The sequence below is a fragment of the Halomonas sp. 11-S5 genome (assembly GCF_029889825.1).
GTDB lineage: Bacteria > Pseudomonadota > Gammaproteobacteria > Pseudomonadales > Halomonadaceae > Halomonas.
In genome coordinates, this window is record NZ_JARANW010000011.1 from 83,372 (window position 1) to 99,132 (window position 15,761).

A 15,761-nucleotide genomic window follows, 5' to 3' on the forward strand; every position below is an offset into this window, starting at 1 on the left:
TTCGTTACATCACCTTACTCTCTGATTCAGGAGTTTATATGGCACGTCAAGACAAGGGCGCCACCCCTTGGCTGGTCCTGGGGCTGCCCGTCGCACTGGGCCTCGCCTGGGTCACCCATGGCAGCGGGGTGATCGAGGACGACCCGGAGCGCAATATCGCGATTCCCGATGAGCTGACCATGCCGCTGCAGGTCCAGGCCGCCTATAACGACTCACACATCTTCTTCCGCTACCGATGGCCCGCAGAGCGTCCGCATATCCTCCACGACGTGCTGGTCTACGAGGATGGCGACTGGGTGAGAAAGGGCAGCGGAATGCCTGGCTCCAACCCCGATGGCCTCCACGAGGATCGCGTCGCAATGATGCTCGATGACGGCAGCGTACCGAACTTCGCGCGTTACGGTGGCTACATGACCATCGGGGCCGGGGCCGCCGGCCTCACCGACGAGGCCCCGGAAGAGGTCTCCAAATCGATGCCCGGTACGCGCATCGACCTGACCGACTGGGCCAGCCGCCAGGCGCCGGAGACCCTCGAGGCCCAGCGCGAGGCGGGCTACTTCCTTGATCTCTGGCACTGGCGCGGCCATCGCTCTAACCCCTTGAACCTTTCCGACGACCAGTGGGTCGGCGCGGAACGTTCCGGGGACGCGGGACGCAGCCCCTATACCACCAACTGGGACGGCGATGCGGGTCAACCGCAATGGATGTTTGACCCGGAAAAAACGGGCCAGACCGCCCTGCGCTGGGAGGACATCGAGGCCGGCCGGGTGGACTTCGACAGCCCCTACTTTCTGGCGGAGGCCACCGCGACCGACTTCGATCCCGACCACGACTGGCAGAACGGCGACGTCATCCCACGCCGTTTCCTCCGCCAGACGGAAGGCTCCCGGGGCGACATCACCGTCCAGGGTGAAGGGCGCTGGGCCGATGGCTACTGGGACGTGACCCTTTCCCGCCGTCTGGATACCGGTAATCCGCTGGACGACAAGATCCTGCGCGACCAAGGCCTCTACGCGGCGGCTTTTTCGGTACACCGCAATGCCACCGGGGGACGCTGGCACAACGTATCGCTGCCCGTCTCGCTGGGCCTGGGGCGGGATGCCGACCTCACGGCTACCCCCTTCCAGGGCAGGACGCCAGACTGGTCGGATGACTGGAAGGAAGTCACCCTCTTCTACCCCGGGCAGGTGAACTGGCCGCTGCTGGTCAGCCGGGCCCATGCCGGCGCGGAGCACATCGCCGAAGGCACCCCGGTAAAGGCCCGGCACAGCGAGCGACAGCTGGCGATCTACGGCGTGGAGATGGAGTTCAAAGACGCCATCATTCGCCAGTGGGGCCTGACCCTGCTCGCCGGCCTGATCGCCATGCTCGGCGTTACCATCGCGCTGTTCCCTGTCTTCCGCAACACCTCCACCGACCGCAAGGGAGAAGCATCATGAGCGGCATTCACCATATGCTCGTCCACTTCCCGTTGGGCTTCTGGACACTCGCTACCCTGATGATCCTGATCGGCGCCCTGCTGCCCGGCCGCATGGCTGAAATCAGCCGCGTCGCCCTGCTGCCGGTGCTCATACTGAGCCTGCTGGCCGCCCTGGTGGCCATCACCACCGGCCTCATGGTCTGGCCACTTGAAGCCAGCACCGCAAGCCCCCTGGTGCGCAATCATATCCTCACGGCGCTCTGGTCGCTGGGTGTCTTCACCATGCTGACCGTACTCGTCTGGCGGGCGGGCAGCTCGGCCTTCGATGGCGCCAGTCGCTGGGTACTGGTGATCCTCGCGCTGATCGGCATCTCCATCTTTGCCACGACCGGCACCATCGGCGGCCACCTGGTGGGGGCCACGACACAGTTCTCCGAACTGCTGAAGCTGTTCGGCTGGGACGTCTATCACACCTTCTTCGTCCCGACCTGGGTGATCGTCGTGATGGTGCTCATCGGTATCGCCTGTGCCGTGCTGGGGCTCATGGGGCGCCGCACGGCCAGCTGAGCCCGCCACCCCCGGCCTGCCCTCTTGTCCCATGCAGGCACCATGAAGAAGGCCCCGCATCGGCGGGGTCTTCTTCATGGGCGGCGGGCAAGCCCGGTCTACTCGAAGCTGAAGCGCGGCGCGGAGGCGTCCGGCAGCAGGGCCGCACAGGCGCGCACCCGTTCCAGCAGTGCCTCGTGGGTCGGCGCGAGCAGGTTGATGTGGGCCAGCTTGCGGCCGGCTCGCTCGCTCTTGTCGTAGCGATGCAGGTGGGCGTCCGGCAAGGCCAGGATCTCGGCCGGATCGCCCTCGCGGCCGATCACGTTGACCATGCAGGTCGGCATGCGCGCCGAGGTATCGCCCAGTGGCAGCCCCTGGATGGCACGCAGGTGGTTCTCGAACTGGCTGGTCACCGCACCGTCGATCGACCAGTGGCCGGAGTTGTGCACCCGGGGGGCCATCTCGTTGGCCAGCAGGCTGCCATCGGCGCACTGGAAGAGCTCCAGGGTCAGCACGCCCACGTAGTCGAGCGCGTCGAGCAGGGCACGGATGTAGCCGTCGGCGATCTGCTCGACCCCCGCGTCCAGGTCCGGCAGGGGCGCGATGGAGTAGCGCAGGATGCCCTCCACGTGCTGGTTCTCGGCCATGGGATAGAAGGCCACCTCGCCGTCACGACCGCGCACGGCGATGATCGATACCTCGCGCACGAAGTCGACGAAGGCCTCCACGACCAGCCGCGGGTGGTTGATCGCGCGCCAGGCGTCATGGGCCTCACCGGGGTCCTTGAGCACCGCCTGGCCCTTGCCGTCATAGCCCTCGGTGACCGACTTGGCCACCACCGGGCAGCCCAGCTCGCGGGCCGCGGCCTCGAGCTCATCGGCATGCTCCACCAGGCGATAGGCAGGGGTAGGAATGCCCAGGCGATCGAACAGCGCCTTCTCCTCGGCGCGGTTCTGACAGACGCGGATCGCTCGGCTTCCGGGATAGACCGGCCTGACCTCCTCGATCGCCTGGACCAGCGAGACCGGCAGGTGCTCGAACTCGTAGGTGACGAGATCGACCTTCTCGAGGAAGGCGTCGAGATGCTTGCGGTCCCCCTCTTCATTCAAATTCAGGATCATCACCTCGCCGATGCCCGCGCTGGGGTGGCCGGTGGTGTCGAGGAAGGTAAAGCGGTTGGCCAGCGGGTAGCCGGCGAGGGCCAGCATGCGGCCGAGCTGGCCGGCACCCAGGACGCCGATATTCATGGTGGGCTCCTTCATTCGCTATCGGGCCGGGGGTCGGGCCGGGGATCAGGATGGTCGAGCACCGTCTGGGTCTGCTCGGCGCGGAAGGCCTCCACGGCGGCGCGCACGGTTGCATCCTGCAGGCCGACGATCTGCGCGGCCAGCAGACCGGCGTTGGTGGCGCCGGCCTTGCCGATGGCGAGCGTGCCCACGGCGATACCGCCGGGCATCTGCACAATGGAGAGCAGCGAGTCCAGGCCCTTGAGCGCCTTGGACTCCACCGGCACGCCAAGCACCGGCAGCGCGGTCTGCGAGGCCACCATGCCCGGCAGGTGGGCCGCCCCGCCGGCGCCGGCGATGATCACCGACAGGCCCCGCTCGGCCGCGCCCTTGGCGTAGTCGAAGAGCAGGTCGGGGGTGCGGTGGGCGGAAACCACCCGGCTCTCGCAGGACACGCCCAGCCGCTCGAGCATCGCCACCGCATGCTCCATCACCGGCCAGTCGGACGTCGACCCCATGATCACGCCAACCCTCGGCGCCTGTGTATCGGACTGCATGGCCTGCTCCTCGGCAACTGCCTCAGTACGGTAGGTAAAGAGTGCGGAAAGGAAAGCCACACATTCTAAAGCTGCGGACCTGCACCGTCATCTTGACCGCTCGGACAGCCCCGCCTCACGGCGGCTGGCCAGCCAGTTTCCGGCCAGCGCCAGCACCATCACCATCACCCCGGCCACTTCCACCATCAGGCCGGGGTAGAAGGCTGCGACGATTGCCGGCAGCAGTACCAGGCGCACCGGCCAGGACATCCAGGTGAAGAGGAAGCCTTCCAGGGAAGTGGCGAAGGCCCCCAGGGCCAGGAAGCCGATGAAGGCAGTCCATACCAGCACCGGCACCGACCCCCCCATGATGATCTCCGGGTTGTAGACCATGAACAGCGGGATCAGGTAGAGGCCCTTGGCGAACTTCCAGGCCTGAAAGCCGGTCTCCATGGGCTTGGCACCGGCGATTGCCGCGCCGGCGAAACCGGCCAGCGCAATGGGCGGCGTGACGTTGGAGTCCTGGGAGTACCAGAACACCACCAGGTGGGCGATCAGCAGCGGCACGCCGAATTCGGTGGTCAGCGCCGGCCCCACCAGCACGATCAGCACGATGTAGCTGGCCGTGACCGGCAGGCCCATGCCCAGCACCAGACTGGCCAGCAGCACCATCACCAGCGCCAGCAGCAGGTTGCCGCCGGAGAAGGCCATCATCATCGAGGAGAACTTGAGCCCCAGACCCGTCAGACCCACCACGCCGACGATCACGCCGGCCACGGCGCAGGCCATGGAGACGGCCACAGCATTGCGCGCGCCCAGCTCCAGGCCGCCGACCAGCTTGACCAGCCCGGCCTTCAGCGCCTCGCGCAGGGTCTCCGCGGTCACCCTCTGGCCCTCGCGTGGCGCGATGAACAGGAACCACACCGCGAAGCGCGCCACCGCCACGGCCAGCATGGTGAGGATGGCGTAGTAGCCCACCCGCATGGGTGACATGTTCATCACCAGCAGCCACACCAGCACCAGCAGTGGCAGCAGGAAGTGCCAACCGGCCCCCATGACGTCGCGCATCTGGGGCAGCTCCGAGCGCGGTATGCCCTGCATGCCCTGCTTGAGGGCGATGATGTGGACGAAGAGATAGACGGTGGCGAAGTACATGATGGCCGGCAGGATGCTGACCTTGACCACCTCGAGGTAGGGCATCCGGGTGTACTCGGCGATCAGGAAGGCCCCGGCACCCATCAGCGGCGGCATGATCTGCCCGCCGGTGGAGGCCGCCGCTTCGATGCCGCCGGCCTGAGCCGGCTTGTAGCCCAGGCGCTTCATCAGCGGGATGGTGAACGCCCCGGTGGTCACCACGTTGGCCATGGCGCTGCCGGAGATCGAGCCCATGCCCGCCGAGGCGATGACCGCCGCCTTGGCCGGGCCGCCGCGCTGGCGACCGGTGGCGGCATAGGCCAGGTCGATGAAGAACTTGCCCGCGCCGGTGATCTCCAGGAAGGCGCCGAACAGCACGAAGATGAAGATGTAGGTGGCCGCCACGCCCAGCGGAAGGCCGAAGATGCCCTCCTGGCCCAGGTAGAGCTGGCCCACCAGGCGGTCCAGGTTGTAGCCGCGGTGCTCGAGGATGCCGGGCAGGAACTGGCCGAGCCACGGCAGCTCGCCGCGCGGGCCGGCGAAGGCGTAGAGGATGGCGACCATCCCGATGATGGTCATGCCCAGGCCCACCGCCCGGCGCGCTGCCTCGAGCACGGTGACGGTGGCGATGCAGCCGACCACGATATCGGCCTGGCTCCAGAAGCCGGCACGGTTGATGATCTCGTCGAGAAAGAGCACCAGGTAGCCGCCGGTGATCAGCGCCCCGCCGAGGAAGACTGCGTCGACCAGTCCGCTGATAGGCCCGCGACCATGCTTCGGCCCCAGCAACGGGAACATCAGGAAGGCCATCATCATGATCAGCATCAGGTGGATGCTGCGCTGATAGAAGAGGCCCAGCGGCTGGATGCCCGCGGAGTAGAGCTGGAACAGCGATAGCCCCACCGCCACCAGGGTGATCAGCCACAGCACCGGGCGGGAATGGTTCGCCTGGCTGCCGGGAATGATGGGGGAGGTGCCCGAATCGCTCATGTGATTATCCCAGGGTCGTGGTTCATTCAGGGGGTGTGAGGCGGACGGTTACCGGCTGGTTCTCGGCCAGGCGACTCAAGCTGATGCGCTCGCCGTCCACTACCAGGCGGTGATTCACGCGCATGGCGCCTACCCGCAATCGGTAGGCGTTGCCCGGCACCGGCTCGTCGATCGCCTCGATCCAGTAGCCGCCCTCGCCGTCGGAGACCTGGCGGCCGCGCCCGGGGATATGGTCCAGCCCCGCGGCGAAGTCGGGCAGGTGGCTGCGCGTCAGGACCATGCGACCCTGCCGATGGCGATAGCAGTCCAGCACCGCGAACCCCTCCACCGAGTGGTTCCACTCCAGGCACCAGCCCTCCCCCTCGGGCATCGGCAGGCTCACCAGGCGCTCGCCATCGGCGTCCAGCACCTCCAGCCGGGCCTGGTCGGCCGCGACCGCCGGGCTGCCGGCCGCCGGATCGCCGTCCGCCGGATCGCCGGCCGCCGGATCGCCGGCCGCAAGTCCCACACAAAGCAGCAGGGCGGGCAGCCAGGCCCGCCCCGCGATCAGGCGTGATGTGCGCATGGCGCGTCAGGGACGCTGATGATCGGCGATCTCGGCACCCACTTCCTCGTAGTAGCGCAGCGCACCCGGATGGAAGGCGATCGGAGTCGACTCCACGCTGAACTCCACGGTGGTGTCGTTGGCCGCCGGGTGGATGGCGATCAGCTCGTCGGTGTACTCGAAGAGCACCTTGGTAATCTGGTAGGCCAGCTCCTCGTCCATCTCGCTGCTCACCGCCAGCACGTTGGGGATGCCGATGCTCTGTACCGCCTCGTCCATGCCCTCGTAGAGGCCCGCCTTCAGCGTGTAGGCAGCGAACACGGGCTCGGCCTGCTTGGCCTTGGCGACCTCCTCGTCGGTCAGGCCGACCAGGCGGATGTCGCGGGTGGTGGCCAGGTTCATGATCGAGCTGGTGGGCGGGCCTACGCTCCAGAAGCCGGCGTCGATGTCGCCGTCGCGGATGGCATCGGCGGTCTCGTTGAAATTCAGGCGCCGCGGGTCGAAGTCGTCATAGGTGATGCCGTTGGCCTCGAGCAGGGTCTGGGCGTTGACCTCGGTACCACTGCCCGGGGCGCCCACGGAGACCGTCTTGCCCTCGAGGTCGGAGAGCGACTCGATGCCGGAATCGGCCAGGGTGACGATCTGCACGGCGTTGGGGTAGATGGAGGCCAGCGCACGGATGTTCTCCAGCTGGCGTCCCTCGAAGTCGCCGGTGCCGTTGTAGGCCTGATAGACGGTGTCGGCCAGTGCCAGGGCGAGGTCGGAATCCCCCCGCCACACCAGCCCCATGTTCTCCACCGAGGCGCCGGTCACCTCGGCCACGGCGTCGTAGCCCTCGATGTGCTTGCCGATCATCTCGGCCAGGCCACCCCCGTAGGGATAGTAGGTGCCGCCGGTACCGCCGGTGGCGACGGAGAGCTGCTGCGCGGCAGCCAGGGGGGCCGTGGCCATCAGCGTGGCGGCAGCGGCGTACTTCAGGAATCGCATGGCAATCCTCCAGTCCTGGAACAGGTTTGTTGTGAATTGTCTCGGCGCCGGCATCCATGGCGCCTCACCTCACGCTAGCACGGGCGCAGCGTGAGAACCCAATGCTACTATTTCTACGTTCCCCGAGATTTTCGGCAATTCACCCAAGGTCGAATCCTGGACTCACTCCTCGACCAGCGCCTTCACCTTGTCGACGATATGGGCACCGATGGGAATAGCCGAGGTGGCCGCCGGCGACGGGGCATTGCCCACGTTGACGGTGCGCGGCGTGTTGACGAACAGGAAGTCATCCACCAGCTTGCCATCGCGGGACACCGCCTGGGCGCGCACGCCGGCCGGATAGGGGCCCAGGTCCTCCAGGTCCAGGCTCGGGCAGTACTTGCGCACCAGCTCGAGGTAGCCGCGCTTGTGCAGCGAGTTCTTCATCTCGGTGAGGCCCGGTTTCAGGTTGCGACCCAGCACCCGGAGGATGCCCGGGTCGCTGAACATCCGCGCCATGTCGCCGAGCGACACGTCACGCCGGCGGTAGCCCTCGCGCTTGAAGGCCAGCACCGCATTGGGGCCCACGGTGACCGAGCCGTCGATCATCCGCGTCAGGTGCACGCCCAGGAAGGGCATGGAGGGATCCGGAATCGGATAGATGAGGTGGTTGACGATGTCGTTGTGCTGCTCGGGCAGCCGATAGTACTCGCCGCGGAAGGGGCAGATGGTGAAGCCGGGATCCTGGCCCAGCATGCGCACCACCCGGTCGGCCATCAGCCCCGAGCAGGTCACGAGATAGCGCCCGGCGAACTCGCCGGCGCCGGTGGTCACTACCACCTCCTGGCGTCGCTCCTCCAGGGCGGTGACCTCCGCCCCGAAGCGGATCTCGCCGCCCATCCGCTCGAACTCGGCGGCCATGGCCCGGGTCACCGCGGCGTAGTCGACGATGCCGCTGGAGGGCACGAAGATGCCGCCGAGCCCGGTGATGTTGGGTTCTCGCTCGGCGAGCGCCTCGGGCCCCAGCCACTCGCGCTCCAGGCCATTGGCCTCGGTGCGCTCCCACAGCGCCTGCATGCGCTGCATCTCCAGGTCATTGGTGGCCACCAGCAGCTTGCCGCAGCTGTCATAGGGGATGGCGTGGGCCTCGCAGAAAGCCTTGGTGGCCCGGTTGCCCGCCAGGCAGAAGCGCGCTTTGAGGCTGCCCGGCGTGTAATAGACACCGGCGTGGATCACGCCGCTGTTGTGGCCAGTCTGGTGGCACGCCGCCTCGCCCTCCTTCTCCACCACCAGCATGCGGCGATCCGGATAGGCCTGCTTGAGCTGCATGGCGGTGGACATGCCCAGGATGCCGCCACCGATGATGATGAAATCGTACATGCCGTCCTCGCTCCTCCAATGAGACGGCCATGCCGTCGTCACGGCGTGGCCTCGTCAGTCTAACCCGTCGATCGAGTCACGACGCGTCAGACCTGGCGCGGGTTGCGCAGAGTCTTGGCATGAGGCCTCGAATAACACCAAAGAATCACCGAATCGATACTGGCAAAAACGCCGGATAGCCCCCATAGTGTGGCTGTCGAAACCGCCCACTGGAGCATCATGAGCACGGCACGTCACACCGCCCACGCGGAACTCACCGACCCCCCGCGAAGCTGCCCTGACCTCGATGTCAGGGACCTGGAAAAACGGTCACGCCTCATGCGCATCATCACGCGGCTGATCGCCGTGTCGGACCTGGGCAGCAAGGAAATCGCCCGCCGCGCCGGTCTGCCGATGCAGAAGATCAGCGACCTCCTCTCGGGGAAGCTGGAGCACCTCTCCATCGACGAGCTGCGCCTGGTCTACCGCACCATCGACCCGAGCAATTCACCGCCCTGATCACTCCCTCCCGCGGGAGGCCGGCACGATGACGAACAGCGAACGCTCCGCCCTGCAGGCGGGGCGTTTTTTCTTGCCCGCCAGGCATCCTTAAAACCTTTTAAACTCAATGACTTGCACTAACATTACGCCAGGATTAAGAGATTACTAACAATCCCTTGATCGACATCAAATGCCTAGACCTTGGTCGCAGGTAGCCTTCCGGTATCAACCTTGACCCGTCAGGCGGCAACCCCGCCCCACCCAGGCCACCGGAGGCGCCATGGACCCCATTCGCCGTTCCCTTCTCGGCCAGCTGGCCCGCCTCAGCGCGGGCGCCGCGATGGTGCCGCTCTCGAGCGTCGCCAGCGCCGGCATCAACCAGCAGCCACCCCGCCGTGAAGGCGATCCCAGCAAGCGCTACGGCATGCTCATCGACCTACGCCAGTGCATCGGCTGCCAGGCCTGCACCGTGTCGTGCCATATCGAGAACGCCGCCCCGCTGGGCAGCTTTCGCACCACCGTTGCCCAGTACGAGGTGGAGCACCAGGAGACCGGTGAGGTCGCCACCTTCATGCTGCCGAGGCTCTGCAACCACTGCGAGAACCCGCCCTGCGTGCCGGTCTGTCCGGTGGAGGCCACCTACCAGCGCCAGGACGGCATCGTGGTGGTCGACAGCGACCGCTGCGTGGGCTGCGCCTACTGCGTCAACGCCTGCCCCTACGATGCCCGCTTCATCAACGAGCGCACCCAGACCGCCGACAAGTGCACCTTCTGCGCCCACCGCCTGGAGGCGGGCCTACTGCCAGCCTGCGTGGAGAGCTGCGTGGGCGGCGCGCGGATCATCGGCGACATGCGCGACCCCGAGAGCCAGATCAGCCGCATGATCGCCGAGCACCGCAATAATCTGATGGTGCTGCAGCCCGAGAAGAACACCCGGCCCCAGGTCTTCTACCTCGGCATGGACGAGCGCTTCGTCACTCGCCCCGACGCCGCGCCGGTGGCCCTGGACGTCCTCGACCCCCACGGCAAGGAGATGGGCTATGAATTCCGCCATTGAGCTGCTCGCCCCGCGCTACGACATCGCCTGGTACCCCTGGGCAGTGCAGTACTTTTTCCTGATCGCCCTCTCCTACGCCACCCTGTGGCTGGCCGCCCCGGCGCTGGTGTTCGGCAAGAAGGCCTGGTTGCCTACCGCACGCCTGGCCCTGCTCGCCTGCCTGACCACCACCCTGGTGGCCCCGGTGGCGCTGCTCGCCGACCTGCACCAGCCGCTGCGCTTCTGGCACTTCTACGCCTACGCCAACAGCCACTCATGGATGTCCATCGGCAGCCTGATCCTGCCGCTATACGTGGTAGGCGTAATCGTGCTGGCCTGGCTGGCCTGGCGCCCGGCGCTGCAGGCCCATCGTCAGGCGCCCGGCATCGCCGGCTTCATTGCCCGCTGGCTGTCGCTGGGCAACTCCCCTACCCCGCGCGCCCTGCTGGTGCTGGTGGGCCTGGGCACCCTGGCCCTCTCCACCGGCATCATGCTCTACACCGGCGCCGAGGTGGCCATCGTCAAGGCCCGCCCACTGTGGCACACCCTGTGGCTACCGCCGATGTTCGTGGCCACCGGCTTTATCGCCGCCACCGGCCTGATCCTGGTGCTCAACCGCGTGGCCGGCGAGCGCAGCACTGCGATCAACAGGCAGATGCTCAAGGTGATGCTGGGCGCCTGCCTGGTGGCCGGCATCGCCGCCGGCAGCTGGTTCCTCGACGGCATCAACGCCAACGTCGGCTCGGTGGCCGCGGCCATGGAGTCGGTGCGCGACAGCGCCGAGTGGCGCAGCACCGCCTTGTGGGGTGGCCTCACCGGCGTGGCCCTGTTCGGCGCCGTGCTCTACCTGCTCACCCGCCCCGCCGCGCGTCGCCCGGCACTCTATACCTGGGCCTGGGTGCTGGGCCTGGTGGCCCTGCACGTGGGCTGGATGTTCCGCTGGGTGGTGTTGATGGACGTGCAGACCATCGCCCGCAACAGTGCCGGCTTCCACCACTACGGCATTCCCGCTGGCTCCTCCGGCATCCTGGGCATCGTCGGCACCTTCGGCCTGTGGCTCGCCGCCATCCTGCTGATCGATCTCTTCGTGCCGTGGCGCCAGGCCCGCCAGGGCGGCAGTGCCGCCGACATTCCCCCCGCACAACCCGACGCCCAGAGCGCTGCGGAAACCACTGAAGGAGCCCCCGGCCATGGCTAAGTTCCCTGTCGATACCTCACGCCGTCGCTTCATGAAAGGTGCCGTCGCCGCCGGCGGTGCCGCCACCTTCGCCGCCGGCTACGCCGACCCGCTGCTCAAGATGGGCAAGGGGGTCACCGGCAGCGCCGGCGAAAAACCCGAGCACCGCATCCACGGCAACTCACTGGCGCCGGAATACACCGTCGACCCGCAGAGCGGCGAGCTGACCCTCAACCCGGACCAGCGCCTCGCCTTCACCGTCTGCTACGGCTGCACCACCAAGTGCGGCGTGCGGGTGCGTATCGACAACGACACCGACCAGGTGCTGCGCGTCGCCGGCAACCCGTACAACCCGCTTTCCGCCGACGAGCACCTGCCCATGCGTACCCCGGTGGCCGATGCCCTGCGCGGGCTGAGCGCCTATGGCGACCAGGGTCAGCAGAACCGCTCCACCGCCTGCGCCCGGGGCAACGCCATGATGGCGCAGATCGATAGCCCCTTCCGCGTCACCCACTGCCTCAAGCGGGTCGGTGGGCGCGGCGGCCGTGAATGGCAGAAAGTGCCCTTCGAGCAGGTCATCGAGGAGATCTGTGAGGGCGGCGACCTGTTCGGCGAGGGCCAGGTGGACGGGCTGCGTGCCATCCACGATGTCGACACCCCCATCGACCCGGAGAACCCCGAGTACGGCCCCAAGGCCAACCAGCTGATGGTGATGGAGGCCACCGACTACGGCCGCTCGGCGCTGCTCAAGCGTTTCACCTTCAACGCCTTCGGCACCCGCAACTACGGCCACCACGGCTCCTACTGCGGACTGGCCTTCCGCATGGGCTCCGGCGCGGTGATGAACGACATGAAGAAGTTCGCCCACGTCAAGCCGGACATCCAGAACGCGCGCTTCATCATGTACATCGGCTGTGCACCCAGCCAGGCCGGCAACCCCTTCAAGCGCCAGGGGCGGCTGATCGCCCAGGCACGTGCCGCCGGCACCCTGGAGTACGTGGTGGTGGACCCGGGCCTCAACGCCTCGGTCTCCCACGCCACCGACCGCAACCGCTGGGTGCCGATCCGCCCGGGCACCGACAGCGCCTTCGCCATGGCCGTGATCCAGTGGCTGCTCGACAACGAGGGTTACGCGAAGGACTTCCTGGCGCTGCCCGGCCAGCCCGCCGCGGACGCCGCCGACGAGACCACCCACACCAATGCCACCCACCTGGTGATCGACAGCGAAGGCCACCCGCGCCGTGGCCGCTTCCTGCGCGCCAGCGACTTGGACCAGGCCGAAGCCGACAGCGAGAATGACCTGCCCATGGTGGTCGCCGACGGCGAGCTGGTGGCGAGCGACACGGTAATGGTCGCCGAGTTGTTCGTCGACCGCGAGGTGGAGCTTGCCGATGGCGACACGGTGCGCGTCAAAAGCAGCATGACACTGCTGCGCGAGGCGGCCCACGAGCACAGCCTGGCCGACTATGCCGAGCACTGCGGTATCCCCGAGAAGCCCATCGTCGAGCTGGCCCGGCGCTACGCCAGCCACGGCCGCCGCGCCGTGGTCAACTGCCACGGCGGCATGATGTCCGGCAACGGCTTCTACGCCGCCTTTGCGGTGCAGATGCTCAACGTGCTGGCCGGCAACCACAACCGCAAGGGCGGCAGCGCCCCCGGCGGCGGCCAGTTCAACGGCGTGGGCGAAGGCCCCCGCTACGACCTGGCGAACTTCCCCGGCAAGCGCGGCCCCCAGGGGATCTTCCTCTCCCGCTCGCGCTTCCCCTACGAGAAATCCTCCGAGTACCAGCGCAAGGTGGCCGCCGGCGAGAACCCCTACCCGGCGCGGGCACCGTGGCGCTCCCTGGCGCCGCCCACCCTCACCGAGCACCTGCCCTCGGCACTGGACGGCTACCCCTACCCGATCAAGGCGGTGATCGGCTGCATGGCCAACCCCATCTACGGCCAGGCTGGTCTGGAGGCGCTGATCGCCGACAAGCTCAAGGATCCCAAGCGCCTGGGGTTGTATGTGGCCATCGACGGCTTCCTCAACGAGACCAACCGCTACGCCGACTACATCGTACCGGACTCGGTGATGTACGAGGTGTGGGGCTTCACCAGCGCCTGGAAGGGCACCCTGGGCAAGATGACCACCGCCTGCTGGCCGGTGGTTGAGCCGCGCCAGCAGAAGACCGAGGAAGGCGAGCCGGTCTCCATGGAGAGCTTCTTCATCGCCACGGCCAAGCGCCTGGGGCTGCCCGGCTTCGGCGAGGGAGCGATCCCCGACGCCGAGGGCAAGCTGCACCCGCTGAACCGCGCCGAGGACTTCTTCCTGCGCGCCGCCGCCAACGTGGCCATGCAGGGCGAGCCGTTGCCCGACGTCGACGAGAGCGATATCGCCCACGCCGGCCTGGCGCCGCTGCTGCCAAAGCTTTCGCGCACCCTCAAGCCCGAAGAGCGCGGGCCGGTGGCCTACCTCTATGCCCGCGGCGGCCGATTCGAGGATTTCAAGGACCACTTCAAGGGCGATAAGCTGACCAGCGCCTGGAAGCGCACCCTGTGTATCTACAATGAGCAGGTGGGTACCAGCATCAACACCCAGAGCGGTCAGCACAACCGCGGCGTGCCCTGCCACGGCCTGCCGCCGCTGGCCGATGGCCGCGCCATGCGCGAGGTGTTCACCGAGGAGGAGTGGCCGCTGCTGGCGTTCTCGTTCAAGTCGAACCTGATGAACTCCTACGCCATCGGCCTCGAGCGGCTGCGCATGATCAAGCCCTACAACCCGGTGATGATGCATCGCCAGGACGCCGAGCGCTTCGGCATCCAGCACGGCGATACCATCCGCATCGAGAGCCCCGGCGGCAGCGTGGTCGCCCTGGCGCTGGTCGGCGAGGGGGTGATGCCGGGGGCCCTGGGCATCGAGCACGGCTACGGCCACCGTGACCTGGGGGCCACCCCCCACGTGATAGACGGCGAGTCCCAGCCGGACCTCGAATGGCTGCGCGCCGGGGTCCGCCTCAATGACCTGGGCTTCAGGGACCCGACCCGCCGGGTGGCCGGCACCTGGCTCGAGCCCATCAGCGGCGCCGCCGTGCGCCAGGGCCTGCCGATCCGCGTGACCCGGCTGGAGGCCTGACGGGTCGCGCTGTCCGGCCCCGTCGAGCGGCTAGTCGTTCGCCAGGTAGTGCACGCTGAACAGCGCCTGGTCATCGCACCAGACGGCGCCTGACCGGTAACCGGCACGCGCCGCCAGGGCCTGGAAGCCCGCCACGCTGTACTTGCAGGAATTCTCGGTATGCAGCGCCTCGCCTTCCTCGAAGACGAAGCGCTGCCCCTCGAGGATGATGGCCTGGCGCTGCCGGCTGACCAGGTGCATCTCGATGCGCGATGCCGGCGCATTGAAGAAGGCCCGGTGCTGGAAGGCATCCACTTCGACCGCGGCCCCCAGATCGCGGCGCATGCGCTCGAGCAGGTTGAGGTTGAAGGCCGCCGTGACGCCGGCAGCGTCGTTGTAGGCCGCCTCCAGTAGGCCTCGCTCCTTGACCAGGTCGACGCCGACCAGCACCCCGCTGCCCGGCGGCAGGGCCCGACGCAGCCGGGAGAGGAAGGCCTCGGCCTCGGCCGGCGTGAAGTTGCCGATGCTCGAGCCGGGGAAGAAGGCCACCATCCGTCGCCCCTCGACGCCCGACGGCAGCGCCAGGCGACGCGAGAAATCCCCCCAGGCGGCATGCACCTCCAGCCACGGATAGTCCGCCGCCAGGCGACGGGTGCTCTTCAGCAGGAAGTCGCGGGAGATGTCCATGCCCAGGTAGCGGCGGGGGCGCATCGCCTCCAGCAGCAGCCGGACCTTGCGGCTGGCGCCGCTGCCGAGCTCGACCATCAGCGCGCCCGGGCCCACCAGCGCCGCGATCTCCGCGGCGGCGCCGGCCAGGATGCCCTCCTCGGTGCGCGTCAGGTAGTACTCCGGCTGCTCGCAGATGGCCTCGAAGAGCCGCGAGCCCCGCTCGTCGTAGAAGTACTTGGGCGAGAGGGCCTTGGGCGTGGCGCCGAGCCCCTGGATCACGTCGTCGCGAAAGGTGCCCCCCGCGCCCTCGACATGCTGGTCATGGAAGTGTACGGCTGTGGACATCGAGGCCCCTCGCTGGCGAACGGTTCTGGCAGAAGCCGGCACCACGGCGACCGCCGGGATGGCGTCGCGTCACCGATTTGCCTCTAGGAGCCTGTCGGGTTTGACCAATCGTAGCGAGAGAGACGGATTTCGAGACAAGTTTATCGATCTGATGAGGCGAATAGCCCGCTATTTAACGAATCAGATCGAATGAAGTTGGCCGAAAGACCGGTTCTCGC

At 67.5% G+C, this 15,761-nt stretch carries 13 protein-coding genes; 6 read left to right on the plus strand and 7 right to left on the minus strand.

Features of this window, described 5'->3' with window-relative positions; all coding sequences use genetic code 11:
• Positions 1–38 precede the first annotated feature (38 nt).
• Together OP497_RS09950 and OP497_RS09955 are read left to right on the plus strand one after the other, a co-directional pair.
• On the plus strand, positions 39–1,439 hold the full coding sequence (locus OP497_RS09950) for an ethylbenzene dehydrogenase-related protein (RefSeq protein ID WP_280548056.1): 1,401 nt from the start codon (positions 39–41) through the stop codon (positions 1,437–1,439).
• Positions 1,436–1,987: a hypothetical protein gene (locus OP497_RS09955; RefSeq protein WP_280548057.1), complete on the plus strand. Its 552-nt coding sequence runs from the start codon at positions 1,436–1,438 to the stop codon at positions 1,985–1,987. The genes OP497_RS09950 and OP497_RS09955 overlap by 4 nt, the downstream gene beginning before the upstream one ends.
• A gap of 98 nt (positions 1,988–2,085) precedes the next feature.
• On the opposite strand, the gene OP497_RS09960 is transcribed toward OP497_RS09955, so the two are convergent.
• The 6 genes from OP497_RS09960 to lhgO form a co-directional block, all read right to left on the minus strand.
• On the minus strand, positions 2,086–3,213 hold the full coding sequence (locus tag OP497_RS09960; RefSeq protein ID WP_280548058.1) for a 5-(carboxyamino)imidazole ribonucleotide synthase: 1,128 nt from the start codon (positions 3,211–3,213) through the stop codon (positions 2,086–2,088).
• 11 nt (positions 3,214–3,224) lie between these two features.
• Positions 3,225–3,749, minus strand: coding sequence for a 5-(carboxyamino)imidazole ribonucleotide mutase (gene purE / locus OP497_RS09965; protein WP_280548059.1), 525 nt, complete (start codon positions 3,747–3,749; stop codon positions 3,225–3,227).
• A gap of 87 nt (positions 3,750–3,836) precedes the next feature.
• Positions 3,837–5,852 (minus strand): TRAP transporter fused permease subunit, encoded by a 2,016-nt coding sequence (locus tag OP497_RS09970; RefSeq protein ID WP_280548060.1) that lies wholly within the window; start codon positions 5,850–5,852, stop codon positions 3,837–3,839.
• Between the two features lie 22 nt (positions 5,853–5,874).
• On the minus strand, positions 5,875–6,417 hold the full coding sequence (locus tag OP497_RS09975; protein WP_280548061.1) for a DUF1850 domain-containing protein: 543 nt from the start codon (positions 6,415–6,417) through the stop codon (positions 5,875–5,877).
• Between the two features lie 6 nt (positions 6,418–6,423).
• Complete coding sequence (locus tag OP497_RS09980) at positions 6,424–7,383, minus strand: TAXI family TRAP transporter solute-binding subunit (protein WP_280548062.1); 960 nt, start codon at positions 7,381–7,383, stop codon at positions 6,424–6,426.
• A gap of 162 nt (positions 7,384–7,545) precedes the next feature.
• Positions 7,546–8,742 (minus strand): L-2-hydroxyglutarate oxidase, encoded by a 1,197-nt coding sequence (gene lhgO, locus OP497_RS09985; RefSeq protein ID WP_280548063.1) that lies wholly within the window; start codon positions 8,740–8,742, stop codon positions 7,546–7,548.
• A gap of 219 nt (positions 8,743–8,961) precedes the next feature.
• On the opposite strand from lhgO, the gene OP497_RS09990 reads away from it, so the two are divergent.
• The 4 genes from OP497_RS09990 (at position 8,962) to OP497_RS10005 (ending at position 14,550) form a co-directional block, all read left to right on the plus strand.
• Positions 8,962–9,240 (plus strand): XRE family transcriptional regulator, encoded by a 279-nt coding sequence (locus OP497_RS09990; RefSeq protein WP_280548064.1) that lies wholly within the window; start codon positions 8,962–8,964, stop codon positions 9,238–9,240.
• Positions 9,241–9,502: 262 nt separating this feature from the next.
• Entirely contained in the window at positions 9,503–10,279 is a 777-nt protein-coding gene (dsrO, locus tag OP497_RS09995) for a sulfate reduction electron transfer complex DsrMKJOP subunit DsrO (RefSeq protein WP_280548065.1), read from the plus strand.
• Positions 10,263–11,456, plus strand: coding sequence for an NrfD/PsrC family molybdoenzyme membrane anchor subunit (nrfD, locus tag OP497_RS10000; protein WP_280548067.1), 1,194 nt, complete (start codon positions 10,263–10,265; stop codon positions 11,454–11,456). Before dsrO ends, nrfD begins: the two co-directional genes overlap by 17 nt.
• Positions 11,449–14,550 (plus strand): molybdopterin dinucleotide binding domain-containing protein, encoded by a 3,102-nt coding sequence (locus OP497_RS10005; RefSeq protein WP_280548068.1) that lies wholly within the window; start codon positions 11,449–11,451, stop codon positions 14,548–14,550. Before nrfD ends, OP497_RS10005 begins: the two co-directional genes overlap by 8 nt.
• Before the next feature lie 30 nt (positions 14,551–14,580).
• Here the strand turns inward: OP497_RS10005 and egtD are convergent, their stop codons facing one another.
• Positions 14,581–15,543, minus strand: coding sequence for an L-histidine N(alpha)-methyltransferase (gene egtD, locus OP497_RS10010; RefSeq protein ID WP_280548069.1), 963 nt, complete (start codon positions 15,541–15,543; stop codon positions 14,581–14,583).
• Positions 15,544–15,761: the final 218 nt, after the last annotated feature.